Annotated in this window: 20 protein-coding genes, 5 tRNA genes and 1 pseudogene; 7 read left to right on the top strand and 19 right to left on the bottom strand. The window is 71.7% G+C overall.

What is annotated here, in order from left to right; translation table 11 throughout:
- Nucleotide 1 precedes the first annotated feature (1 nt).
- Nucleotides 2-1,681 carry a DAK2 domain-containing protein gene (locus D1J60_RS25300; RefSeq protein ID WP_125822624.1) on the bottom strand — a complete coding sequence of 560 codons (1,680 nt, stop codon included), beginning with the start codon at nucleotides 1,679-1,681 and terminating at the stop codon, nucleotides 2-4.
- Between the two features lie 241 nt (nucleotides 1,682-1,922).
- Here D1J60_RS25300 and rpmB point away from each other — a divergent pair, with 241 nt between their 5' ends.
- A complete protein-coding gene (gene rpmB, locus D1J60_RS25295) occupies nucleotides 1,923-2,108 on the top strand; it encodes a 50S ribosomal protein L28 (protein WP_007266795.1) in 186 nt (61 codons plus the stop codon).
- Between the two features lie 119 nt (nucleotides 2,109-2,227).
- On the opposite strand, the gene thiD is transcribed toward rpmB, so the two are convergent.
- Nucleotides 2,228-3,037, bottom strand: a complete 810-nt coding sequence (thiD, locus tag D1J60_RS25290; RefSeq protein ID WP_125822623.1) for a bifunctional hydroxymethylpyrimidine kinase/phosphomethylpyrimidine kinase — start codon at nucleotides 3,035-3,037, stop codon at nucleotides 2,228-2,230.
- On the bottom strand, nucleotides 3,034-4,014 hold the full coding sequence (locus D1J60_RS25285) for a thiamine-phosphate kinase (RefSeq protein ID WP_042801879.1): 981 nt from the start codon (nucleotides 4,012-4,014) through the stop codon (nucleotides 3,034-3,036). Before D1J60_RS25285 ends, thiD begins: the two co-directional genes overlap by 4 nt.
- 245 nt (nucleotides 4,015-4,259) lie before the next feature.
- Between D1J60_RS25285 and D1J60_RS25280 the strand changes: the two genes are divergently transcribed.
- Together D1J60_RS25280 and D1J60_RS25275 are read left to right on the top strand one after the other, a co-directional pair.
- Nucleotides 4,260-4,493: an Lrp/AsnC ligand binding domain-containing protein gene (locus D1J60_RS25280; protein WP_007266792.1), complete on the top strand. Its 234-nt coding sequence runs from the start codon at nucleotides 4,260-4,262 to the stop codon at nucleotides 4,491-4,493.
- Nucleotides 4,494-4,516: 23 nt separating this feature from the next.
- Complete coding sequence (locus D1J60_RS25275) at nucleotides 4,517-5,008, top strand: DUF3515 family protein (protein WP_125594579.1); 492 nt, start codon at nucleotides 4,517-4,519, stop codon at nucleotides 5,006-5,008.
- 97 nt (nucleotides 5,009-5,105) lie between these two features.
- On the opposite strand, the gene D1J60_RS25270 is transcribed toward D1J60_RS25275, so the two are convergent.
- Genes D1J60_RS25270 through D1J60_RS25260 form a run of 3 tightly spaced genes read right to left on the bottom strand, consistent with a single transcriptional unit; the run spans nucleotide 5,106 to nucleotide 8,062 of the window.
- Nucleotides 5,106-6,263, bottom strand: a complete 1,158-nt coding sequence (locus D1J60_RS25270; protein WP_125594578.1) for a D-alanine--D-alanine ligase family protein — start codon at nucleotides 6,261-6,263, stop codon at nucleotides 5,106-5,108.
- Between the two features lie 39 nt (nucleotides 6,264-6,302).
- Nucleotides 6,303-7,313, bottom strand: a complete 1,011-nt coding sequence (locus D1J60_RS25265) for an NAD(P)H-dependent glycerol-3-phosphate dehydrogenase (RefSeq protein ID WP_125594577.1) — start codon at nucleotides 7,311-7,313, stop codon at nucleotides 6,303-6,305.
- The gene (locus tag D1J60_RS25260) at nucleotides 7,310-8,062 is read right to left on the bottom strand and encodes a lysophospholipid acyltransferase family protein (protein ID WP_125594576.1); all 753 of its coding nucleotides are present in this window, start codon (nucleotides 8,060-8,062) and stop codon (nucleotides 7,310-7,312) included. Before D1J60_RS25260 ends, D1J60_RS25265 begins: the two co-directional genes overlap by 4 nt.
- 189 nt (nucleotides 8,063-8,251) lie before the next feature.
- Between D1J60_RS25260 and cofC the strand changes: the two are divergent.
- A pseudogene (cofC, locus tag D1J60_RS25255) lies at nucleotides 8,252-8,902 on the top strand (2-phospho-L-lactate guanylyltransferase); the annotation flags it as partial.
- 310 nt (nucleotides 8,903-9,212) lie between these two features.
- On the opposite strand, the gene D1J60_RS25250 reads toward cofC, so the two are convergent.
- From D1J60_RS25250 to leuC, 4 genes are all read right to left on the bottom strand, one after another.
- A complete protein-coding gene (locus tag D1J60_RS25250; protein ID WP_125822622.1) occupies nucleotides 9,213-9,905 on the bottom strand; it encodes an HU family DNA-binding protein in 693 nt (230 codons plus the stop codon).
- Between the two features lie 144 nt (nucleotides 9,906-10,049).
- Complete coding sequence (locus D1J60_RS25245; RefSeq protein ID WP_007266785.1) at nucleotides 10,050-10,277, bottom strand: hypothetical protein; 228 nt, start codon at nucleotides 10,275-10,277, stop codon at nucleotides 10,050-10,052.
- Nucleotides 10,278-10,414: 137 nt separating this feature from the next.
- Entirely contained in the window at nucleotides 10,415-11,008 is a 594-nt protein-coding gene (leuD, locus tag D1J60_RS25240) for a 3-isopropylmalate dehydratase small subunit (RefSeq protein ID WP_125822621.1), read from the bottom strand.
- 3 nt (nucleotides 11,009-11,011) lie between these two features.
- On the bottom strand, nucleotides 11,012-12,436 hold the full coding sequence (gene leuC, locus D1J60_RS25235; RefSeq protein WP_125822620.1) for a 3-isopropylmalate dehydratase large subunit: 1,425 nt from the start codon (nucleotides 12,434-12,436) through the stop codon (nucleotides 11,012-11,014).
- A 186-nt stretch (nucleotides 12,437-12,622) separates the two neighbouring features.
- On the opposite strand from leuC, the gene ndgR reads away from it, so the two are divergent.
- Entirely contained in the window at nucleotides 12,623-13,339 is a 717-nt protein-coding gene (gene ndgR, locus D1J60_RS25230; RefSeq protein ID WP_007266782.1) for an IclR family transcriptional regulator NdgR, read from the top strand.
- A 169-nt stretch (nucleotides 13,340-13,508) separates the two neighbouring features.
- Here the strand turns inward: ndgR and D1J60_RS25225 are convergent.
- The 9 genes from D1J60_RS25225 to D1J60_RS25185 form a co-directional block, all read right to left on the bottom strand.
- A tRNA-Glu gene (locus D1J60_RS25225) sits at nucleotides 13,509-13,581 on the bottom strand.
- 21 nt (nucleotides 13,582-13,602) lie between these two features.
- Nucleotides 13,603-13,674, bottom strand: a tRNA-Gln gene (locus tag D1J60_RS25220).
- A gap of 22 nt (nucleotides 13,675-13,696) precedes the next feature.
- A tRNA-Glu gene (locus tag D1J60_RS25215) sits at nucleotides 13,697-13,772 on the bottom strand.
- Between the two features lie 61 nt (nucleotides 13,773-13,833).
- A tRNA-Glu gene (locus D1J60_RS25210) sits at nucleotides 13,834-13,906 on the bottom strand.
- A gap of 27 nt (nucleotides 13,907-13,933) precedes the next feature.
- Nucleotides 13,934-14,005, bottom strand: a tRNA-Gln gene (locus tag D1J60_RS25205).
- 88 nt (nucleotides 14,006-14,093) lie between these two features.
- Entirely contained in the window at nucleotides 14,094-14,822 is a 729-nt protein-coding gene (locus D1J60_RS25200; RefSeq protein ID WP_125822619.1) for an HAD family hydrolase, read from the bottom strand.
- Nucleotides 14,823-14,964: 142 nt separating this feature from the next.
- The gene (gene gltX / locus D1J60_RS25195) at nucleotides 14,965-16,440 is read right to left on the bottom strand and encodes a glutamate--tRNA ligase (RefSeq protein WP_125822618.1); all 1,476 of its coding nucleotides are present in this window, start codon (nucleotides 16,438-16,440) and stop codon (nucleotides 14,965-14,967) included.
- The gene (locus D1J60_RS25190) at nucleotides 16,433-17,221 is read right to left on the bottom strand and encodes a fumarylacetoacetate hydrolase family protein (RefSeq protein WP_125594570.1); all 789 of its coding nucleotides are present in this window, start codon (nucleotides 17,219-17,221) and stop codon (nucleotides 16,433-16,435) included. The genes gltX and D1J60_RS25190 overlap by 8 nt, the downstream gene beginning before the upstream one ends.
- Nucleotides 17,222-17,332: 111 nt before the next feature.
- Nucleotides 17,333-17,518, bottom strand: coding sequence for a hypothetical protein (locus tag D1J60_RS25185; RefSeq protein WP_125594569.1), 186 nt, complete (start codon nucleotides 17,516-17,518; stop codon nucleotides 17,333-17,335).
- 581 nt (nucleotides 17,519-18,099) lie between these two features.
- Here D1J60_RS25185 and D1J60_RS25180 point away from each other — a divergent pair.
- Both D1J60_RS25180 and D1J60_RS25175 read left to right on the top strand, forming a co-directional pair.
- The gene (locus D1J60_RS25180) at nucleotides 18,100-21,792 is read left to right on the top strand and encodes a nitrate- and nitrite sensing domain-containing protein (RefSeq protein WP_125822617.1); all 3,693 of its coding nucleotides are present in this window, start codon (nucleotides 18,100-18,102) and stop codon (nucleotides 21,790-21,792) included.
- Nucleotides 21,793-21,801: 9 nt separating this feature from the next.
- Nucleotides 21,802-22,215 (top strand): roadblock/LC7 domain-containing protein, encoded by a 414-nt coding sequence (locus tag D1J60_RS25175; RefSeq protein ID WP_007266776.1) that lies wholly within the window; start codon nucleotides 21,802-21,804, stop codon nucleotides 22,213-22,215.
- The last annotated feature ends 135 nt before the right edge of the window (nucleotides 22,216-22,350 follow it).

The following is a 22,350-nucleotide window of genomic DNA, read 5'->3' as shown; positions in this document are numbered from 1 at the left end:
GCTATTCGACTCCGATGAGCAGGGGCGCCGACCAGCGGCCGCCGCGGTAGGTGACGGTGTCGACGGCCAGGTGCGCCTGCTGGACGTACGCCTCCAGGCGCGCGGCCAGGGTGTCCGGGACCTCGGGGCCCAGGACGAGGGTGACCAGTTCGCCGCCGGAGCCGAGCATCCGCCTCAGGACGGCCTCGGCGGTCTCGGGCAGACCCGCGCCGATGACGGCGACGTCCCCGTCGATGAGCCCGAGGACGTCGCCGGCCTGGCAGATCCCGGCGGAGGTGAAGGACTGCCGTTCGGCGACGGCCAGTTCCCCGTAGCGGGTGGTGCCGGCGGCGGCGGTCATGGCGACGACGTCCTCGTCGAAGCTGGCGTCCGGGTCGTGGACGGCGAGGGCAGCCAGGTTCTGGACGGCGGAGCGGGTGGGGATCACGGCGACCCGTACCCCTTCGGCGCGGGCCTGTTCGGCGGCGGCCGCGGCGGCGGCGCGCAGCTCGGGGCCGCCGGGCAGCAGGACGACCTCGCGGGCGTGGGCCCGGCGGACGGCGTCGAGCAGCTCGGCGGCGACGGGCTGTTCCCCGGGGCGGGCCAGGACGGGGGTGGCGCCGGCCTCCCCGCACAGGGCGGCCAGGCCCTCGCCCTGGACGACGGCGACGACGGCGCGCTGGGCCCGGGGGGCGGCGGCGCGGCGGCGCTGGTCGCCGAAGTGGGTGATGCGGATGCGGTGCGGCCGGCCGGCTTCGACGCCGGCTTCGACGGCCGCGCCGGGGTCGTCGACGTGCACGTGGACGTTCCACAGCCCGTCGCCGCCGACCACGACCAGGGAGTCGCCGAGGAGGTCGAGGCCGGCGCGGAGCCCCGCGACGGCCTCGTCGGAGGCCTCCAGCAGGTACACCACCTCGTACGCGGGGCCGCCCTGCTCCTGCCCGCAGGGCTCCGGGTCGAGCGCCACGGGTACGGGCACGGCGGGGCCGCGTACCGGTTCGGCGGCGGGTTCCTGGCCGGACAGCGCCTGCCACAGGGCTCCGAGTACGGCGACCAGGCCGCAGCCCCCGGCGTCGACCACTCCGGCCTTCCCGAGGGCGGCCAGCTGGCCCGGGGTCTCGGCGAGGGCGGCGCGGGCCCCGTCGTAGGCGGCGCGGGCGACGTCGGCGGCGGTGGCGGCCGCGGTCCCGGCGGCGGCACCGGCCCGGGCCGCGGCTCCGGCGACGGTGAGCATGGTGCCCTCGACCGGGTGCGCGACGGCCTGGTAGGCCTCCTCGGCGGCGCGGGTCAGGGCCCGTGCGAGCAGCGGGCCCGGGGCGCGGCCGGCGGGGGCGGCCGGGTCCGAGGGGTCGCCCTGTTCGGCGCCGAGGACGTCGGCGACCCCGCGCAGCAGCTGGGCGAGGATGGTCCCGGAGTTGCCCCGGGCGCCTATGAGCGCGCCGTGCGCGTAGGCCCGTACGGCGTCGGCGAGGGAGGCGGGGGCGGCTGTGGGGTCCGTCACGCCCGCGAGGGACTCGTCGAGGGCGCGGTCGGCGGCCTCGGCGGTGAGGTAGAGGTTGGTTCCGGTGTCGGCGTCCGCGACCGGGTAGACGTTGATCGCGTCGATGTCCTCGCGGACCCGGCCCAGTGCGGCCAGGGCCAGCGAGCTCCAGGTGCGCACCGCTTCGGCGTCGAGGGTGTGCGGGCCAGGCTCGTGCGCCACCGGGCGTTCCTCCTTGTGCGGGCCAGGGTTCACCGCAGGGTAACGAAGGGAGCCCTCCGCTCGGGGGCCCCGGGGCGGAGCGGGGTCCCGTCATGGTAGTTTTCTCGGACCCAAGCAGTCGTTGTATGCTGCTCAGGTTGCCCGTCGAGAGTCGGGTCATTCGTCCGGCAAGCCACTTCAGATCTCTGATTCCGGTGCGCCGGATTCCACCGTAATTGCATCTGAAGTCTTGGAGTGACCTGTGGCTGCCAACTGCGACGTTTGCGCCAAGGGGCCGAGCTTCGGCAACAACATCTCCCACTCGCACCGCCGCACCTCGCGTCGCTGGAACCCGAACATCCAGCGCGTCCGTGCCGTGGTCAATGGGACGCCGAAGCGCCTCAACGCCTGCACCTCGTGCATCAAGGCCGGCAAGGTCTCGCGCTGACGCCTCCCGTCGTCGTAGCGCAGCCCTTTCCGGTTGCCAAGAAGGCCGGTTCACCTCTGGTGAACCGGCCTTTTGCCTTGTCCGGGGCGGGAAGCGGCCTCGGCGTCGAGGTGTGCCGGTCAGCGCCACCGCCAGGCGTGGTCCACCGGCCCGATGCCGCCGCCGAGGGCGAAGCCGGCCGCGATGGCGCCGGTGACGTACTCCTTGGCGGCCGTGACGGCCTCCGGCACGTCCAGGCCCTTGGCCAGGCCGGCGGCGATGGCGCTGGCGAGCGTGCAGCCGGTGCCGTGGGTGTGCCGGTTGTCGTGCCGGGGGGCCCGCAGCCACAGCTCGCGTGAGCCGTCGCTGAGCAGGTCCACGGCCTCGTCGCCGTGGGCCGCGAGGTGGCCGCCCTTGATCAGCGCCCAGCGGGGGCCGTAGCCGAGGACCGCGTCGGCGGCCCGGCGCATGTCGTCCTCGGTCTCCACGGCCAGCCCCGTGAGCTGGGCCACCTCGTCCAGGTTCGGGGTGGCGACCGTGGCCCTGGGCAGCAGTTCCCGCCGTACGGCGTCCAGCGCCGAGGCGGCGAGTAGCGCGTCCCCGTGCTTGGAGACGCCGACGGGGTCCACGACGGCCGGGGCGGGGGTGCCGGCCAGCAGTCCGGCCACCGTCTCCACGAGGACGGCCGAGGACAGCATCCCGGTCTTGACGGCGTGCACGCCGATGTCGTCGGCCACGGCCCGGTACTGGGCCGTGACGGCCTCGGCAGGCAGTTCCCAGGCCCCCTTCACGCCGAGGGAGTTCTGGGCGGTCACGGCGGTGACCACGCTCATGCCGTGCACGCCGAGGGCCAGCATGGTCTTGAGGTCGGCCTGGATGCCCGCGCCGCCGCCGGAGTCGGATCCGGCGACGGTCAGGCACAGCGGCGGGGCGGCCCCGGCGAGGCTCACGCGGTCTCCCCGTCGGCCGGGTCGGCGCCGAAGTGGTCCCAGCCGCCGGTGCTGGTCCACGGGGCGCCGTCCACGGTCACCTGGGGCAGGGCGGAGCGGTGCTGGACCGACCCGATGACCTTCCAGCGGGCCGGGAGCTTCACGTCGGGCGGGAAGGTGGCCACGATGGCGTGGTCCTCTCCCCCGGTGAGCACCCACTGGAGCGGGTCGACGCCGACGGCCTGGCCGATGTCGTGCATCTGGGTCGGGATGTCCACGGCGCCCGAGCGCAGGTCGATGCGGACCTTGCTGGCCTCGGCGATGTGCCCGAGGTCGGCGATCAGGCCGTCGCTGACGTCGGTCATGGCGGTGGCGCCGAGCCCGGCGGCCGCGGGACCCGCGTGGTAGGGCGGCTCGGGGCGCCGGTGGGCCTCGACGAAGGCCCGGGGGGAGCGGAAGCCGCGCGAGAGCACCGCGAAACCGGCCGCGGACCAGCCGAGCCAGCCGGTGACGGCGACGACGTCGCCGGGCTGGGCGCCGGAGCGCAGCACGGGCTCGTGGTTGCGCAGGTCGCCGAGGGCGGTGATGGAGACGGTGATGGTGTCGCCGCGCACGACGTCGCCGCCGACCACGGCGGCGCCCGCGACCTGGCATTCGTCGCGGATGCCGTCCATCAGCTCGGTGGGCCAGGTGACCGGCAGCTCGGCCGGGACGACGAGGCCGAGCAGCAGCGCGGTGGGCACGGCGCCCATGGCGGCGATGTCGGCCAGGTTCTGTGCGGCGGCCTTGCGGCCGACGTCGTAGGCGGTGGACCAGTCGCGGCGGAAGTGCCTGCCCTCGAGCAGGATGTCCGTACTGGCCACGACCCGCCGGTCGGGGGCCGACACCACCGCGGCGTCGTCCCCGGGTCCGAGCCGGACCGCCGGGGTGGTGGTGAGCCGTGAGGTGAGCTCCCGAATGAGCCCGAACTCCCCCAGCTCGCCCACAGTGCCCTTCATCGCTGTGCCCCTTCTTGGCAAGTCCGCTTGCGGTCGCGAGCCGTCACAGCTCTGGGTACCGTCAACAGATACGTCAACTTCTGCTCTGCGTACGCCCCGCTGTGCGTGGCGCCGGGCCCCCGGGTCTCCCCGTGGCACGCGGCGACGCGGTACCGTGGCGTCCCTTCGTCCCCGGGCCCGCCCGATCTCCCCGGGCCCATCCGAAGGTTAGGGGAAATGATCCTCGTGGCCGCCCTGGAGGTTCCGTGGTACAGGCGTACATCCTCATCCAGACCGAGGTGGGCAAGGCGTCGGTCGTCGCCGAGTCCATCTCCAAGATCGCGGGGGTGATCCAGGCCGAGGACGTGACGGGGCCGTACGACGTGATCGTGCGCGCCCAGGCCGACACCGTCGACGATCTCGGCCGCATGGTGGTCGCCAAGGTCCAGCAGGTGGAGGGGATCACCCGCACCCTGACCTGCCCGGTGGTCCATCTGTAGCCCCCGTCTAGTCTTGGCCGGTGATGTCTTCGCACCACCGGCCCCTCCGTCTACTGGCCCTGCCCGCCCTGGTGGCGGCCGTGGCCCTGGCGGGTTGCGCCCCCGGGGCCTCCGAGGCCCGGGTGACGCCCCCGCCGGCTCCGCCCGCCGGTGTCGCGCAGCTCTGTGCGGCGCTGCACAGGGAGCTCCCGGAGACGGTGTCGGGGCTGGCCCGGTCCGTCACCGCACCGGAGACGGACCTGACCGCCGCGTGGGGCGGCTCGGCGATCGTACTGCGGTGCGGTATCCCCAAGCCCCCCAAGATGGCCGATCCCAAGGCGGACGGCGTCGAGGTCAACGGCGTCGGCTGGCTGGTGGAACAGCCCCCGGAGGGCGGTCTGCGGTTCACCACCACGGGCCGGCTGGCCTACACGGAGGTGTGGATCGACAAGGAGCATGCCACGGACGCGAGCATGCTCGTCGGTCTGTCCGCGGCCGTGGCCGCGTCGGTCCCGGCCGGGATCTCCTCGTACTGATCCGTCCGCCCGCCCGCCCTCCGTCCGCCCCGCGCACACCGCCGCCCGCTGGATCGTTCCAGCGGGCGGTCGGCTGTTCGGGGCGCCGGGTGTGCGGCTAGCGCAGTCCGGTGGAGCGGCGCAGGGCGGCCTGGATCAGCCGGTCCACGAGCTCCGGGTACTCGATGCCCGACTCCTGCCACATCCGCGGGTACATCGAGATCGGCGTGAAACCGGGCATGGTGTTGATCTCGTTGATGACGAAGGTGCCGTCTTCGGTGAGGAAGAAGTCGGCGCGCACCAGGCCCTCGCAGGACGCGGCCTCGAAGGCGTCGATCGCGAGCCGCTGCACCTCGGCGGTCTGCTCCGGGGTGAGCGGGGCGGGGACGAGGCCGGTGGCGGAGTCGATGTACTTCGCCTCGAAGTCGTAGAAGTCGTGGCTGGAGACCGGCGGGATCTCGGCGGGGGCGCTGGCGCGCGGCCCGTCCTCGAACTCCAGGACGCCGCACTCGATCTCGCGGCCGCGCAGCAGCGCCTCCACGATGACCTTCGGGTCGTGGCGGCGGGCCTCGCGGATGGCCTCGTCGAGCCCGGAGGCGTCGTCGACCTTGGTGATGCCGATGGAGGAGCCGGCGCGGGCGGGCTTCACGAACAGCGGCCAGCCGTGCTCGCCGGCGAAGTCGAGGACCTTGGCGGTGGCGGCGGCCTGGTCGGCCTCCCACTCGCGGGGACGGATGGTCACGTACGGGCCGACGTTCAGCCCGTAGGAGGCGAACACCCGCTTCATGTAGTCCTTGTCCTGGCCGACGGCCGAGGAGAGGACGCCGCAGCCGACGTACGGGATGCCGGAGAGCTCCAGGAGGCCCTGGAGGGTGCCGTCCTCGCCGTAGGGGCCGTGCAGCACGGGGAAGACGACGTCGACCTCGCCCAGTGCCTTGGGGACGGCGCCCGGCTCGGTGTAGACGACCTCGCGGCTGGCGGGGTCGACGGGGAGCACGACGGTGCCGTCCGGGGACTCCGCCAGCGCCTCGACGCTGGGGAGCTGCCGGTCCGCGATGGCCATGCGCTCGGGGGCGTCGGCCGTGAGGGCCCATCGGCCGTCCGTGGTGATGCCGATGGGCAGCACCTCGTACTTGGACCGGTCGATGGAGCGCAGCACGGCGCCCGCGGTGACGACCGAGATGGCGTGCTCCGAGCTGCGGCCGCCGAAGACGACGGCCACGCGGGGCTTGCGGCCCTGCTGCTCAGGGGTCTGGGGGAGGTTCTCGCTGCTCATATCGCCACGAGAGTACCCGCTCAAGCGTCCGGAAAGGTGTCAGTGACGTTCCGGTTTGGCGCTGCGGCCCATCAGTTCCTTCAGCGCGACCAGCGGGGGCTTGCCGTGGTGCACGATCTCGACGACCGTGTCGGTGATCGGCATGTCCACTCCGTACCGGCGTGCCAGATCCGCCACGGACTGGCAGGACTTGACCCCTTCCGCGGTCTGGCGGGTGACCGCGATGGTCTCCTCCAGGGTCATCCCGCGGCCCAGGTTGGTGCCGAAGGTGTGGTTGCGGGAGAGCGGCGAGGAGCAGGTCGCGACGAGGTCGCCGAGGCCGGCGAGGCCGGAGAAGGTGAGCGGGTCGGCGCCCATCGCCAGGCCCAGGCGGGTCGCTTCGGCGAGGCCGCGCGTGATGAGTGAGCCCTTGGTGTTGTCGCCCAGGCCCATGCCGTCCGCGATGCCGACGGCCAGGCCGATGACGTTCTTGACGGCGCCGCCGAGTTCGCAGCCGATGACGTCGGTGCTGGTGTACGGCCGGAAGTAGGGGGTGTGGCAGGCGGCCTGGAGGCGCTGGGCCACGGCCTCGTCCACGCAGGCGACGACGGAGGCGGCGGGCTGCCGGGCGACGATCTCGCGGGCCAGGTTGGGGCCGGTGACGACGGCGACGCGCTCGGCGGGGACCTTGGCCACCTCCTCGATGACCTCGCTCATCCGCTTGGCGGTGCCGAGTTCGATGCCCTTCATCAGGGAGACGAGGACGGTGTCGGGCGCCAGCAGCGGGGCCCACTCGGCGAGGTTGGCGCGCAGGGTCTGGGAGGGGATGGCCAGGACCGCGAAGTCGGCGTCCCGGGCCGCGTCGGCCGCGTCGGTGGTGGCGCGGATGTTCGCGGGGAGTTCGACGCCCGGGAAGTAGTCCGGGTTGGTCCGGCCGGTGTTGATGGCGTCGGCGAGCTCCTGGCGGCGGCCCCACAGGGTCACCTCGCAGCCGGCGTCGGCGAGGACGACGGCGAAGGCCGTGCCCCAGGAGCCGGTTCCGAAGACGGCCGCCTTCACGGGACGTGTCACTTCTTGCCCTCCCCCGCGGCCTTGCGCCGCTGCTCCGCCCTGGCCTTGCGGTGGTCGTACGGCTCGGCGGGCGCCTGCTGGCCCCGCAGCTCCTCCAGGAGCTTGGTGATGTCGGCCATGATGGCCTCGGTGGCGCCCTTGAGGACGTCGGGCGTGGGCTCGCGGTCGTAGAAGGCCGAGAGGTCCACGGGCGGTCCGGCGAGGACCTGGAGGGTCTTGCGCGGGAACAGCCGGACCTTGTTCTCCTTGGCGTACGGCGGCATCGCGAGATTGGCGCCCCACTGGGCGACGGGAATGACGGGGGCCTTGGTGATCAGCGCCACGCGGGCGACGCCGGTCTTGCCGGCCATCGGCCACATCTCCGGGTCGCGGGTGAGGGTGCCCTCCGGGTAAAAGGCGACGCATTCACCGCGCTCGACCGCGTCCACGGCTGCCCGGAATGCGTCCAGGGCGTTGGTGGTCTCGCGGTAGACGGGGATCTGTCCGGATCCGCGCAGGATCATGCCGACGAAAGGCACCTTGAAGAGGCCCGCCTTGGCGAGCAGACGAGGCACCCGGCCGGTGTTGTACTGGAAGTGCGCGTAGGAGAGCGGGTCCAGATACGAGTTGTGATTGACAGCGGTGATAAACCCGCCGTCGGCCGGAATGTGGTCCATTCCCCGCCAGTCCCGCCTGAAGAGCACCACCAGCGGCGGTTTTGCGATGACCGCCGCCAGGCGGTACCAGAAGCCGATTCTGCGGCGGGACACTCGGACACCTTCCTCTAGGACCGGTGCGTGGCGTGGGCACCTTGTGGGCCGGACAAGTGTCGCTGCGGGTCCGGCCTCTGTCGAGGACACCGTACGCCCCGCTCGCACCGGGAGGCCCCCCTGCGGTCGCTCGGGGGCGACAATGGGCCGAGTGATGACCGGGCCATGACCTGCCGATGGGTCGGGCGGGTGCCGCAGCGCACCGGAGGGAAGGGGGCCGCCACGAACGCCGCATGGAGCCTGGTGGTCCCGCTGAAGCCCTTGGCGCTGGCCAAGAGCCGGCTCGCGGCGGCCGTCGGGGGGTCCAGGCCCGGGCTGGCGCTGGCCTTCGCCCAGGACACCGTCGCGGGGGCTCTGGCCTGCGCGTCCGTCGCGGATGTGGTGGTCGTCACGGACGACGCCGTGGCGGGTGCGGAGCTGGCGCGGCTGGGGGCGCGGATCCTGCCGGACGCTCCGGGCGCGGGCCTCAACGCCGCGCTGGACCACGGGGCGCGGGTGGTGCGGGCGGGGCGGCCCGGGACGGCGGTGGCCGCGATGAACGCCGACCTGCCGGCCCTGCGGTCGGCGGAATTGCTACGTGTGCTCGATATCGCGGGGAATTTTCCCCGGGCATTTCTGGCGGATGCGGCGGGAATCGGCACCACCTTGCTTTCCGCGGCACCCGACGTGGAATTGGCACCTTCGTTCGGCGGTCCCTCCCGGTCCCGGCATTCGGCGTCGGGCGCGGTGGAAATAGCCCTCGCGGACGTGGAGAGCGTGCGCCGCGACGTGGACACCGGGGCGGACCTGCGCACGGCCCTGGCCCTCGGGGTGGGGCGGCACACCGCCCGATACAGTTCCCGTATGCAGGCGACCGCGTACACGTACGACTCCCAGACCCGCAGCGGCAGTGTGCTGCTGGACGACGGCACCCCGGTGCCCTTCGAGGCCGCGGCCTTCGACGCGGGCGGCCTGCGGCTGCTGCGGCCCGGGCAGCGGGTCCGGATCGAGACCGACGGCGAGGGCCCTGCCCTGCGCATCACGCTGGTGACCCTGCAGACCTTCTGACGCCGCCGCCGGGCCCGGCGACGGGCCCGTGACCTGCCGGGGAACGCACCGCGGGCCGGCCTCCCCGAGGGGGAAGCCGGCCCGGCGTGTGTAACCCGTGCCCCTACTTCTTGCGGGCGGTGGTCTTCTTCGCGGTGGCCTTGCGCGTCGCCGTCTTCTTGGCGGGCGCCTTCGTCGCGGTGGCCTTCTTGGCCGCCGGGGCGGTCTTCTTCGCGGTGGCGGTGGTCTTCTTGGCCGCCGTCGCCGTCTTCTTGGCCGGGGTGGCCTTCTTGGCGGTGGCCGCGGCCTTCTTGGCGACCGTGGTCTTCGCCGCGCTCTTCTTGACGGGCGTCGCGGTCTTCTTGGCGACGGCCTTCTTCGCCGGGGTGGCCTTCTTCGCGGCGGCCGTGGTCTTCGCGGCGGCCTTCTTCGCCGTGGTGGCCTTCTTCGCGGCGGCCTTCTTGACCGTGGCGGACGCACCGCCGGTCAGGCTGCCCTTGGGGGCCTTCTTCACGGCGACCTCGTCGCCCTTGGGGAGCTTCTTGGTGCCGCTGACCAGGTCCTTGAAGCCCTGACCCGCGCGGAAGCGGGGGACGGAGGTCTTCTTGACCCGGACGCGCTCACCCGTCTGCGGGTTGCGGGCGTAGCGGGCCGGACGGTCGACCTTCTCGAACGAGCCGAAGCCCGTGACCGAGACCCGGTCGCCCGCGACGACCGCGCGGACCATGGCGTCCAGTACCGCGTCGACGGCGTCCGCGGCCTGCTGGCGGCCACCCAGCTTGTCGGCAATCGCTTCTACGAGCTGCGCCTTGTTCACGTCTTCCCCTTCGGAGACATCGCCAGAACGAATGTGTTCAAGCTTATTTCGCACGTTAGGCGGATATATACCGCAAATCAAACACGAAACGGGCTAATCACCCTAGTGCCGCAACGATGTAGGCCGTTACGGAGTTCCTTCGCATCAGTCGCCTTCAGGGAATCGACCCTCGTCGAGGTCCTTCATCAACCTGTCCAGGCGCCTTGCCGCGTCGGCGAGATCGTGCTTCGCCGCGGCGGTGACGACCAACAGCTTCCGGGACAGCGTCATCCTTACGCCCTCCGGGACTTGCAGTGCGCGCACCCTTGCGTGTGCTTCTTTCAACCGGTCCGCGACGAGCTCGTAGAGCTCGAGTTGACTGTCGCGTTCCATGCACAGATTGTGCCATCTGGGGCGAGTTGTCGCCTCACGGGGCCTCAACATACGGCTGTGCCCCCCGCCGGAAGGCGGGGGGCACGGTGTTGTCGATGTGATCACCCGAGGGTGAATAAGCGCTGATCAGGCAGGAATCAGTGCTGAATGGTGCTCGGCTTGAAGGCCGGGCGGCCGCTTTCGTACGCGTCGATGTCGGCTTCGTTCTGAAGGGTGAGGGAGATGTCGTCCAGGCCCTCCAGCAGACGCCAGCGGGCGTTGTCGTCGAGCTCGAACTCCGCCTCGATCCCCTCGGCTCGGACCTTGCGGTCGACCAGGTCGACGGTGACCTCGGCGGTGGGGTCGGCCTCGGTCAGCTCCCACAGCCGGTCGACGGTCTCCTGCGGCAGGACGACGGTCAGCAGACCGTTCTTCAGCGAGTTGCCGCGGAAGATGTCGGCGAAGCGGGAGGAGATGACCGTCTTGAAGCCGAAGTTCTGCAGGGCCCAGACGGCGTGTTCGCGCGAGGAGCCGGTGCCGAAGTCGGGACCGGCGACCAGGACGGTCGCGCCGGCCCGCTCGGGGCGGTTGGTGACGAACTGCGGGTCCTTGCGCCAGGCCTCGAAGAGCCCGTCCTCGAACCCGTCGCGGGTGATCTTCTTCAGCCAGTGGGCCGGGATGATCTGGTCGGTGTCGACGTTGCTGCGGCGCAGCGGAACGGCCCGGCCGGTGTGGGTGGTGAAGGCTTCCATGGTTCAGACTCCGGCGGTCGCGTCGGCGGCGGACAGGTCGGCGGGCGAGGCCAGATGGCCCAGTACCGCGGTGGCGGCGGCCACCTGCGGGGAGACCAGGTGGGTGCGCCCGCCCTTGCCCTGCCGGCCCTCGAAGTTGCGGTTGGAGGTGGACGCGGAACGCTCACCGGGGGCCAGTTGGTCGGGGTTCATGCCCAGGCACATCGAGCAGCCCGCGTGCCGCCATTCGGCGCCGGCCTCCTTGAAGACCTTGTCCAGACCCTCCTCCACGGCCTGCAGGGCGACCCGGACCGAGCCCGGAACGACCAGCATCCGTACGCCGTCGGCGACTTTGCGGCCCTCGATGATGCCGGCGACGGCGCGCAGGTCCTCGATGCGGCCGTTGGTGCAGGAACCTACGAAGACGGTGTCGACCTTGATCTCGCGCAGCGGCTGTCCGGCCGTCAACCCCATGTACTCCAGGGCCTTTTCGGCGGCCAGGCGCTCCGAAGCGTCCTCGTACGAAGCCGGGTCGGGGACGCTGGCCGACAGCGGCGCGCCCTGGCCCGGGTTGGTGCCCCAGGTGACGAACGGGGACAGCGAGGCGCCGTCGATGACGACCTCGGCGTCGAAGACGGCGTCGTCGTCGGTGCGCAGCGTCTTCCAGTAGGCGACCGCCGCGTCCCAGTCCTCGCCCTTGGGGGCGTGGTCGCGGCCCTCCAGGTAGTCGAAGGTGGTCTGGTCGGGGGCGATCATGCCCGCGCGGGCGCCGGCCTCGATCGACATGTTGCAGATGGTCATGCGGGCTTCCATCGAGAGCTTCTCGACGGCCTCGCCGCGGTACTCCAGGACGTAGCCCTGACCGCCGCCGGTGCCGATCCTGGCGATGATCGCCAGGATCAGGTCCTTGGCGGTGACGCCCTCGGCCAGCTCGCCGGTGACGGTGATGGCCATCGTCTTCGGGCGGGCCAGCGGCAGCGTCTGGGTGGCCAGCACGTGCTCGACCTGGCTGGTGCCGATGCCGAAGGCCAGCGCGCCGAAGGCGCCGTGCGTGGACGTGTGCGAGTCGCCGCAGACCACGGTGGTGCCCGGCTGGGTCAGGCCCAGCTGGGGACCCACGACGTGGACGACACCCTGCTCGACGTCACCCAGCGAGTGCAGGCGGACACCGAACTCGGCGCAGTTCTTGCGCAGCGTCTCCAGCTGGGCCCGGGAGACGGGGTCGGCGATCGGCTTGTCGATGTCGAGGGTGGGGGTGTTGTGGTCCTCGGTCGCGATGGTGAGGTCCAGGCGGCGGACCTTGCGGCCGGCCTGACGCAGACCTTCGAAGGCCTGCGGGCTGGTCACCTCGTGCAGCAGGTGGAGATCAATGAAGAGGAGATCGGGCTCGCCCTCGGCGCGCCGGACGACGTGGTCGTCCCAGACCTTCTCCGCGAGTGTCCTACCCATCGCTTTCCCTCCGGCCGGCCGGTCGGGCCGGCGCTTATGTAGAGATGTGGTGCGCCTGATCGCCCGCTACCCCACCCGCGGAACGACGGCTCGGACCCAGTGGTTCGTGGACCCGCACATACAGACTCGCTCGTTCTTGGAAAATTTGAACTTGCGTTTCACAGTGTGAGACGTGAATATCGTTTCATGGACAACTCTAGCGGCGTCGGCGTTCTCGACAAGGCAGCTCTGGTATTGAGCGCACTGGAGTCCGGTCCGGCCACCCTCGCCGGGCTGGTCGCGGCGACAGGGCTCGCACGACCCACGGCACACCGACTGGCCGTGGCACTGGAACACCACCGGATGGTGGCCAGGGACATGCAGGGCCGGTTCATCCTCGGCCCGCGGCTGGCAGAGCTTGCCGCCGCGGCCGGCGAGGACCGCCTGCTGGCGACGGCCGGACCGGTGCTCACGCACCTCCGTGACGTGACGGGCGAGAGCGCGCAGCTCTACCGCCGTCAGGGAGACATGCGCATCTGCGTGGCGGCCGCCGAGCGGCTGTCGGGCCTGCGGGACACCGTCCCGGTGGGCTCCACGCTCCCGATGAAGGCGGGCTCGGCCGCGCAGATCCTGATGGCCTGGGAGGAGCCCGAGCGGCTCCACCGCGGCCTGCAGGGCGCGCGCTTCACGGCCACGGCCCTGTCCGGCGTACGCCGCCGCGGCTGGGCCCAGTCGATCGGCGAGCGGGAGCCCGGCGTGGCGTCCGTCTCGGCGCCCGTACGGGGCCCCTCGAACCGCGTGGTGGCCTCCGTGTCGGTCTCCGGGCCGATCGAGCGCCTGACCCGCCACCCGGGGCGCATGCACGCCCAGGCCGTCATAGACGCGGCCGCCCGTCTGACGGAGGCCCTGCGCCGCTCCGGCTGATCCCGCCCTGCTCCACCACACCCCCGGGCCCGGGGGCGCGTACGACGCCGCACACGTCCGAACTCGCGCCTCCGGGCCCGCACTTGCACCCCGACACCAGCCGGCCGGACCCGGCCCCGGACATACGGAAGAGGCCCTCCGCGATGATCGCGGAGGGCCTCTCCTCTCGTACCCCCGACCGGATTCGAACCGGCGCTACCGCCTTGAGAGGGCGGCGTGCTAGGCCGCTACACAACGGGGGCTAGCTTTACTGCGGTACTGCGCTGGGCTACCAGGACTCGAACCTAGAATAAGGGAACCAGAAACCCTCGTGTTGCCAATTACACTATAGCCCAATGGTCTAGACCTGCCAGACCTTGGTACCCCCGACCGGATTCGAACCGGCGCTACCGCCTTGAGAGGGCGGCGTGCTAGGCCGCTACACAACGGGGGCCCTAGCGATCCTGCATCAAGATCTCCGGGAGCGACCCTGGAGATCCCGCGGGAAGGATCTGTACCCCCGACCGGATTCGAACCGGCGCTACCGCCTTGAGAGGGCGGCGTGCTAGGCCGCTACACAACGGGGGCAAAGCACTGCGTTACTACTGCACTGCGCTGGGCTACCAGGACTCGAACCTAGAATAAGGGAACCAGAAACCCTCGTGTTGCCAATTACACTATAGCCCACCGAACTTCAAGCCCCTGGGGGCCTTTCGTTTGGTTGGCGCCTGTGGTTTCCGGCCCTTTCGGCCCGTTCCCCGGCGCAGAAAGAACATTACCGGATGCCTGACCGTGCTCCAAAACGGGTATCCACGGCCAGCACCTCGGGCAGCCGCTCGAGCCCCTCGATCCTGTGTACGCCCGAGGGACCGGGCCCCCTGCCGCCCTGCCGGTCGAGCCAGACGGCCGTCAGCCCGGCGTCCCGCGCGCCGCGCGCGTCGATCTCCGGCTGGTCCCCCACGTACGCGACCTGGGCCGGTGGCAGCGCGAGCGCCTCGCAGGCGGCCAGGAAGGCGGCGGCGTCGGGCTTGCTCACCCCCAGCTCGGCGGCGCAGACCAGCACCTCGAAGCGGTCGCGCAGGCCGAGGTGGCGCAGCTTGGGGTCCTGGTTGGCGGCGGAGGAGTTGGAGAGGACCCCGTGCCGGTGGGTGCCGGCGAGGGCGTCCAGGGCGGGCAGGACGTCCGGGAAGAGTGCCCAGGCGGCCTGGTAGTGCTCCACGTAGCGGTCGAACCAGGCGTCGGCCTGGGACGACGCCATGGCCGGCCGGCCGAGGAAGTCCCGCACCCTGTCCTGCCGCTGGCCCTGGAAGGTGACCTCGCCGGCGGCGAAGCGGGCCCAGTTCAGCTCGGTGATCCTGCGCCAGAGGGCCAGGGCCTCGTGCGGGGATCCGTAGCGCTCCCCGAGCCCCTCGTCGCGCAGGTGGGCGGCGAGGCCGGCCGCATCGGCCCCCGTGTAGTCGAACAGGGTGTCGTCGATGTCCCACAGCACTGCGCGGATCGGCATACGGGCGAGCCTACGCCGCCGGCGGGTCCCGCGCGGGGTCCTCGGCGAAGTCCGCGTGGGCCGGCTCACGGTACGGCCGGGGGCCCGGAACGCCGTGGGGGCGGCAGCCGGGTCGGCTGCCGCCCCCACGGGGTGGTGCGGGTCAGGCGGAGAGCTTCGCCAGGGCCGCGTCGATGCGCGCCAGCGAGCGCTCCTTGCCCAGGATCTCCAGGGACTCGAAGAGCGGCAGGCCGACGGTGCGGCCGGTGACGGCCACGCGGACCGGGGCCTGGGCCTTGCCGAGCTTGAGGCCGTGGGCCTCGCCGGCCGTCAGGACGGCCTGCTTGAGGGACTCCGGGTCCGACCAGTCGGCGGCGGCGAGGTTCTCCCGCGCCGTGGTCAGCAGGGCCGCGGGCTCGCCCTTCATGGCCTTGTCCCAGGACGCCTGGTCCTCGACGGGCTCCTTCAGGAAGAGGAAGTCCACGTTCGCGGTGATGTCCGAGAGGACGGTCACACGGGTCTGGGCGTGCGGCGCGATCCGGGCCCAGGCCTCGGCGTCGAAGTCCTCGGGCGCCCAGTTGGCGTGCGGGGCGCGCAGCCACGGCTCGCAGGCGTCCGCGAAGGCCTTGGGGTCCATCCGGCGGATGTGGTCGGCGTTGATCGCCTCGGCCTTCTTGAGGTCGAAGCGGGCCGGGTTGGCGTTGACGCCGTCGATGTCGAACTTCGCCACCATCTCCTCGATCGAGAAGATGTCCTGGTCCTTGGAGAAGGACCAGCCGAGGAGCGAGAGGTAGTTCAGCAGGCCCTCGGGCAGGAAGCCGCGCTCGCGGTAGAGGTTGAGCGAGGACTCGGGGTCGCGCTTGGAGAGCTTCTTGTTGCCCTCGCCCATCACGTACGGCAGGTGGCCGAACCGCGGGGTGGCCTTCGCGACGCCCAGGTCGGTCAGCGCCTTGTAGAGGGCGATCTGGCGGGGGGTGGAGGACAGCAGGTCCTCGCCGCGCAGGACGTGCGTGATCTCCATCAGCGCGTCGTCGACCGGATTGACGAGCGTGTACAGCGGGGCGCCGTTCGCGCGGACGATGCCGAAGTCCGGCACGTTCTCCGGGGTGAAGGAGAGCTCGCCGCGGACCAGGTCCGTGAAGGTGATGGTCTCGTCGGGCATCCGGAAGCGGACGATCGAGGTGCGGCCCTCGGCCTCGTACGCGCTCTTCTGCTCGTCGGTGAGGTCGCGGCACTGGCCGTCGTAGCCGGAGGGCTTGCCGGCCGCGCGGGCGGCGTCGCGGCGGGCGTCGAGCTCCTCGGTGGTGCAGTAGCAGGGGTAGGCGTAGCCGCCGTCCTGGAGCCTCTGCGCGACGTCCTTGTAGATGTCCATGCGCTGGGACTGGCGGTACGGGGCGTGCGGGCCGCCGACCTCGGGGCCCTCGTCCCATGTGAAGCCGAGCCACTTCAGCGAGTCGAGGAGCTGCTCGTACGACTCCTCGGAGTCGCGCGCCGCGTCGGTGTCCTCGATGCGGAAGACGAACGTACCGCCGTGGTGGCGGGCGAACGCCCAGTTGAAGAGGGCGGTGCGGACCAGGCCCACGTGGGGGTTGCCGGTCGGGGAGGGACAGAAACGTACGCGGACGGTCGCGTTAGCCACGCTTGATCACCTTGTTGGTGAGAGTGCCGATGCCTTCGATGGTGACGGCGACCTCGTCGCCGACGTTGAGGGGGCCGACTCCGGCCGGGGTCCCCGTGAGGATGACGTCGCCCGGGAGCAGTGTCATGGCCTCGCTGATGTGCACGATCAGGTCCTCGATGGAGCGGACCATGTCGCTGGTGCGGCCGAGCTGGCGCTGTTCGCCGTTGACGGTGCACTGGACGGTCAGGTCGCCCGGGTCCAGGTCGGTCTCGATCCAGGGGCCGAGCGGGCAGGAACTGTCGAAGCCCTTGGCCCGGGCCCACTGCTTCTCGCGCTGCTGGACGTCACGGGCGGTGACGTCGTTGGCGCAGGTGTAGCCGAGGATGACGTCCTTCACGCGCTCCTTCGGGACCTCGCGGCACATGCGTCCGATCACCACGGCGAGCTCCGCCTCGTGGTGCACCTCCTGGGAGAAGGAGGGGTAGACGATCGGGTCGCCCGGGCCGACCACGGAGGTGGAGGGCTTGAAGAAGGTGATCGGGGCGTCCGGGACCTGGTTCCCGAGCTCCGCCGCGTGCTCCGCGTAGTTGCGGCCGATGGCCACGACCTTGTTCGGGAGCACGGGCGGCAGCAGCCGGACCTTGCTCAGCGGCACCTTCGTGCCGGAGAGCTCGAAGTCCGCGAACGGGATGCCCTTGATGATGTCGAGGACGAGCTCACCTTCGGCGCCGGGGGCAGTGCTGCCCTCGACCGCGCCGAACGCGACATTGCCGTCGATCGAGAACCTGGCGATGCGCACGTGTTGCGTCTGCCCCTCTGTATTTCCGCTGGCTGGAGTCTGCGTACTCCAGGCTAACGCGGTGGGCGGCGGCGCCTCGCGCTCCTTTACGGAGCCACTACTGCGGAGGGACTACTGTGCCGCGGCGACCGGGGCGTTCATGAGGACGGTGCGGCGGGGGTTCGCGGTCTGCGCCGGCAGGTCGACGGAGTGCTCCGGAGTGGCCGGCGCCACCTGCAGCTCCTCGGCGTCCTTCAGGTGCGCGAGGGTGGTGCGGCGGGGGTTGGCTATGTTGCGGAACATCATCGTCGTCTTCATCGGAGTTTCGGGCCCTCGGGTCGCTTCGTGGGATGAGGGTTGTCGGATGCGCCGGATGTGGCGCCAACCCTTTAACAGGCAAGGCTAAACATCCGAATCCCCGTCTGAACCGGTAAGTAATGGCCACAGTCGTGTGAGTTTCCTCACCAGCGACCGGGCAATACGGGCATAACAGGCGGTCAATTGGGCCTGCGGAAACGGACATTGCGCCACTGAATGCGCCATTCCGCTCCTGATCATCTCGACTGGGACACCTTGCCGAACCGAAGCTTTGGTTGACGTAAGTCCGATTCCTCCCCATAGTGCCTCCACGGCGCGTAGCCCTCCCGCCACGAGCCGTGACCGCCCCGCCGGGGCGACACGCGCACCTTGTTGGAGATCCCCCACTGTGCTGGAATTCGCGGGACCGCCGCGGGTATCAGCCGGCGCGCAGGTGGCGCAAGAGAGCGCCGCGCGCGGCGGCAATGGAGAGGGAGACGCGCCGGTCACCGACGACCACCATGGGGCCGTCAGTGCCCCACGACTCGACACCGTTCCGCCGTTCACCCGGCGGGGCGCCTGGTCCAGAGGTTGCGACGCTAGTGCAGGGACGATTCAAGAGGGATGGCAGCGCTGCGGCGGAGCAGGAGCCGCGCGGCGGGATCGACCGTGGCTCCTCACCCCAGCACGCCCAGAACCGCGGGCCGGCTGCCGAAGGAGCCGGCCCCGACACCTCCTCGGTGAAGGCGAAGGGCCGCGGCAGGTCCGGCAAGGCCGGGAAGCCCGGCAAGGCCGTCAAGCCGGGCAGGGCCAAGGGCACGGCCGAGTCACCCGCGACCGACGAGGCGATACCGAAGGCCCCGCCCGGGCCCGGCTCCCGTCTCGCCATGCAGAACTGGCGCATCAGCACGCGACTCGTGTCGCTGCTGACCCTGCCCGTCGTCGCCGCCACCTCCCTCGGTGGCTTCCGTATCAACGACTCGCTCGAGGACATCCAGCAGCTGGAGCACATGCAGCTGCTGACGGTGATGACGCGCCAGGCGACCAGCCTCGCCGCCATGCTCCAGGAGGAGCGGGACAAGTCGGCCGGTCCGATGTCGATCACCAAGGACGGCAAGGCCAACAGCCTCGTCGAGGGTGTCCGCGACCAGACCGACGCCGCCGCCAAGGCCTTCGCCGCCGCGACCGACAAGGTCGACAACGCGCAGGACAAGGACGAGACCCTCAAGTCGATCCGCAACAACATCCTCCAGATCGGCCGCCAGCTCACCGGCATCGAGGACATCCGCAAGAAGGCGTACCAGAACGGCGCCCAGCAGACCGTCACCGAGTACAACGCGCTGATCGTCTCGCTGCTCTCGCTCTCGCAGGACATGGCCCAGGCCACCTCGAACCCCGAGATGATCAAGCGCACCCGCGCCCTGGCGGCGTTCTCCTCCGCCAAGGAGTACGCGTCCATCCAGCGCGCGATCATCGCCGCCTCGCTCCCCGAGAGCAGCGAGAAGCAGGGCAAGCTGGAGGAGAACGACCGCCTCTACGCCCTCTCCGCGCTCCGCGGCGAGAGCCAGTCGAAGAAGACCTTCGAGCTCGTCTACCAGGGCAAGCCCGAGGAGCTCCTCAGCTCCCTCGGCGACGGCAACTCCGAGATCGGCACCGCCGACCACTACGCCCGCCGCGTGCTGAGCACCCAGGGACAGTTCGTCAAGGAGAAGAACCGCTCCTGGATGGACTGGTACGACGCCGACGACACCAAGCTCCGCGCGATGCAGCAGATCGAGCTCACGCTGCTGGAGGACATGGAGCAGAAGGCCCGCGAGCTCAAGAGCGAGTCGCAGCAGGACGCCATCATCAACGGTGCCCTGATCCTCCTCGTCCTCGGTGTCTCGCTCATCGGCGCCTTCGTCATGGCCCGGTCCATGATCCGCTCGCTGCGCCGCCTGCAGGACACCGCGACGCGCGTCGCCCAGGACCGCCTGCCCGAGCTCGTCAAGCAGCTCTCCGAGTCGGACCCGCAGGACGTGGACACCTCCGTGGAGTCCGTCGGCCTGCACACCCGCGACGAGATCGGCCAGGTGGCCGCGGCCTTCGACGACGTGCACCGCGAGGCCGTCCGCCTCGCCGCCGAGCAGGCCCTCCTCCGGGGCAACGTCAACGCGATGTTCACCAACCTCTCGCGCCGCTCCCAGGGCCTCATCCAGCGCCAGCTGTCGCTCATCTCCGAACTGGAGTCGCGCGAGGCCGACCCGGACCAGCTCTCCTCGCTCTTCAAGCTCGACCACCTCGCGACCCGCATGCGCCGTAACGGCGAAAACCTCCTCGTCCTCGCGGGCGAGGAGCCGGGCCGCCGGTGGACCCGCCCCGTCCCGCTCGTCGACGTGCTCCGTGCCGCCGCGTCCGAGGTGGAGCAGTACGAGCGCATCGAGCTGGCGGCGGTGCCCGGCACCGATGTCGCCGGCCGCGTCGTCAACGACCTCGTACACCTCCTCGCCGAGCTGCTGGAGAACGCCACCTCGTTCTCCTCCCCGCAGACCAAGGTCAAGGTCACCGGTCACGCGCTGCCCGACGGCCGCGTGCTCGTCGAGATCCACGACACCGGCATCGGCCTCTCCCCCGAGGACCTCGCCGCGATCAACGAGCGGCTCGCCTCGCCGCCCACCGTGGACGTCTCGGTGTCCCGTCGAATGGGTCTGTTCGTGGTCGGCCGCCTGTCCCTGCGACACGGCATCCGCATCCAGCTGCGCCCCTCCGACTCGGGCGGTACGACGGCCCTCGTCATGCTTCCGGTGGACGTCGCCCAGGGCGGCAAGAAGCCGGGTCCGATGCCGGGCCAGGGCGGTCAGGGCGGTCCCGGCGGCGCGCCGGGCGGTCCCGGCGGTCCCGGCGGTCCCGGCGGTCCGGGTGCCCCCGGCGGCCAGCAGGCCTCCATGCCCGGTGCGGGCGCGCGTCCCCCCGTGGGCGCCGGCCAGCAGCGCGGCCAGGTCGCCGGCGGCGGCCAGCGCACGGCCCTGCCGGGCCGTGACGGCGGCCCCGGCCAGCAGCAGCGCCCGCAGGGCCAGGGTCCCCGTCCGCAGGGCGGTCCCTCCGCCCCGACGGGCCAGTCCCAGGGCCAGGGTGCCTTCGGCGGCGGTGCTCCGCTGCCGGCCCGCGGTCAGTCCGGCGGCCCGCAGGCGCGGCCGGCCGGCGGTCCCGGCGGTCCCGGCGGCTTCCCGCAGCAGGGCGGTGCCCAGGGCGGGTTCGCGCAGCAGGGCAACGGCTTCGAGCGTCCCCAGCCGCCGCAGGGCCCGGGCCAGGGGCAGCAGCCCCAGCAGGGCCGGCCCCAGCAGCAGCCGGGTGCCCCGGTCAAGCGCAGGCGGCCGCAGCTGCCGGCGCGCGACGGCGGCGGCTCCCGTCCGGAGCTCCCGCACGCGGGCGGTCCGGCGGCTCCGGTTCCCACTCCGGCCCCGGCCCCGCAGGGCACCAGCTGGGGCGCCGCGGCCCAGGGCGGCCACGAGGTCCCGCGCGGCCACGACGAGCTGTCGGGCCCCGGCTCCACGGCCGAGTTCGCCCGCCCCGACTTCAACGCCCCGTACCCGCAGGGCGGCAGCACCGGCCAGTTCGAGCGGCCGCAGCAGGCGGGCCCGCTGGACCCGTCCTCCACCGGACAGTTCGCCCGCCCGGGCGGCCCCGGTGTCGGCGGCTACGCGGAGCAGCAGCAGGCCCAGCAGCCCGGTGGTTACGCTCCGGCTCCGGCCCCGCGCGCCGAGGCCCCGCGCCTCCCGCAGGCGTACCAGCCGGAGGCCCTGCCGCCGGCTCCGGCGCAGCCGCTGGACTCGCACTGGTCCCACCAGGGCGGGCAGCAGTCCGCCGGGCAGGGACTGGCCGTCCCCCAGCAGCCGCACCAGCCCCAGCAGGGTGCCCCGGTCGCCGCGGCTCCGCACCAGCCGCTGCCGCAGCGCGGCCAGGAGCTCCCCGCCGAGCCCGCTCCGGCGGTCACCGGCAGCACGCCGACGGTCAGCTGGAAGGCGTCCCCGAACGACGAGCTGATGCGGCAGGCCGAGCGCGTGCGCCAGCCCGCCGCCGGCGGTATCACCACCTCGGGTCTGCCGCGCCGGGTGCCGCGTGCGAACCTCGTGGCGGGTACCGCGCAGCAGCAGTCGGACACCCAGGCCGGCCCGCAGGTCTCGCGCGCCCCGGACGACGTCCGCGGCCGTCTCACCAACCTCCGTCGCGGTATCCAGCAGGGCCGCCAGGCCGGCACCACCGGCCCCGCGACCGGCAGTTACCACATCGACCCCACTTACCAGCAGGAGCGATAGTTGAGTTCGATGAGCCAGGCGGCACAGAACCTGAACTGGTTGATCACCAACTTCGTGGACAACACCCCCGGGGTGTCCCACACCGTGGTGGTCTCCGCCGACGGACTCCTTCTGGCGATGTCCGAAGGATTCCCCCGTGACCGCGCCGACCAGCTGGCGGCCGTGGCCTCCGGCCTGACCTCGCTGACCGCCGGGGCTTCCCGGATCTTCGAGGGCGGCGCCGTCAACCAGACCGTCGTGGAGATGGACCGTGGGTTCCTCTTCCTGATGTCCGTCTCCGACGGATCCTCGCTGGCCGTGCTCGCGCACCCCGAATGCGACATCGGCCTCGTCGGCTACGAGATGGCCCTCCTCGTTGACCGCGCCGGCAACGTCCTCACCCCGGACCTGCGCGCGGAGCTCCAGGGAAGCCTGCTCATCTGACACCCCCCTCCCCGGCCGGACGGTACTTCCGGCCGGGGAACCGGGTCCGCACACCCGGAATCCAGTACCCCCGACAGGCCGTCATGTCCCCCCACCGGCCGCCCTGTCAGACGGCACGCTGACCACTGCTGTCCA

Source organism: Streptomyces sp. W1SF4, assembly GCF_003950035.1.
GTDB classification, from domain to species: Bacteria; Actinomycetota; Actinomycetes; order Streptomycetales; family Streptomycetaceae; genus Streptomyces; species Streptomyces racemochromogenes.
Note: the sequence above shows the minus strand (reverse complement) of the source record. Positions and strands in the feature narration are given on the sequence as shown.

What these genes read in the sequence shown, in the direction of transcription:
- leuD (WP_125822621.1), bottom strand. Translation starts at nt 11,008, where the DNA reads ATGGAAGCCTTCACCACCCACACCGGCCGGGCCGTTCCGCTGCGCCGC.
- D1J60_RS25275 (WP_125594579.1), top strand. Translation starts at nt 4,517, where the DNA reads ATGTCTTCGCACCACCGGCCCCTCCGTCTACTGGCCCTGCCCGCCCTG.
- ndgR (WP_007266782.1), top strand. Translation starts at nt 12,623, where the DNA reads ATGGACAACTCTAGCGGCGTCGGCGTTCTCGACAAGGCAGCTCTGGTA.
- D1J60_RS25175 (WP_007266776.1), top strand. Translation starts at nt 21,802, where the DNA reads ATGAGCCAGGCGGCACAGAACCTGAACTGGTTGATCACCAACTTCGTG.
- D1J60_RS25285 (WP_042801879.1), bottom strand. Translation starts at nt 4,014, where the DNA reads ATGAAGGGCACTGTGGGCGAGCTGGGGGAGTTCGGGCTCATTCGGGAG.
- D1J60_RS25185 (WP_125594569.1), bottom strand. Translation starts at nt 17,518, where the DNA reads ATGAAGACGACGATGATGTTCCGCAACATAGCCAACCCCCGCCGCACC.
- D1J60_RS25270 (WP_125594578.1), bottom strand. Translation starts at nt 6,263, where the DNA reads ATGAGCAGCGAGAACCTCCCCCAGACCCCTGAGCAGCAGGGCCGCAAG.
- D1J60_RS25245 (WP_007266785.1), bottom strand. Translation starts at nt 10,277, where the DNA reads ATGGAACGCGACAGTCAACTCGAGCTCTACGAGCTCGTCGCGGACCGG.
- D1J60_RS25200 (WP_125822619.1), bottom strand. Translation starts at nt 14,822, where the DNA reads ATGCCGATCCGCGCAGTGCTGTGGGACATCGACGACACCCTGTTCGAC.
- leuC (WP_125822620.1), bottom strand. Translation starts at nt 12,436, where the DNA reads ATGGGTAGGACACTCGCGGAGAAGGTCTGGGACGACCACGTCGTCCGG.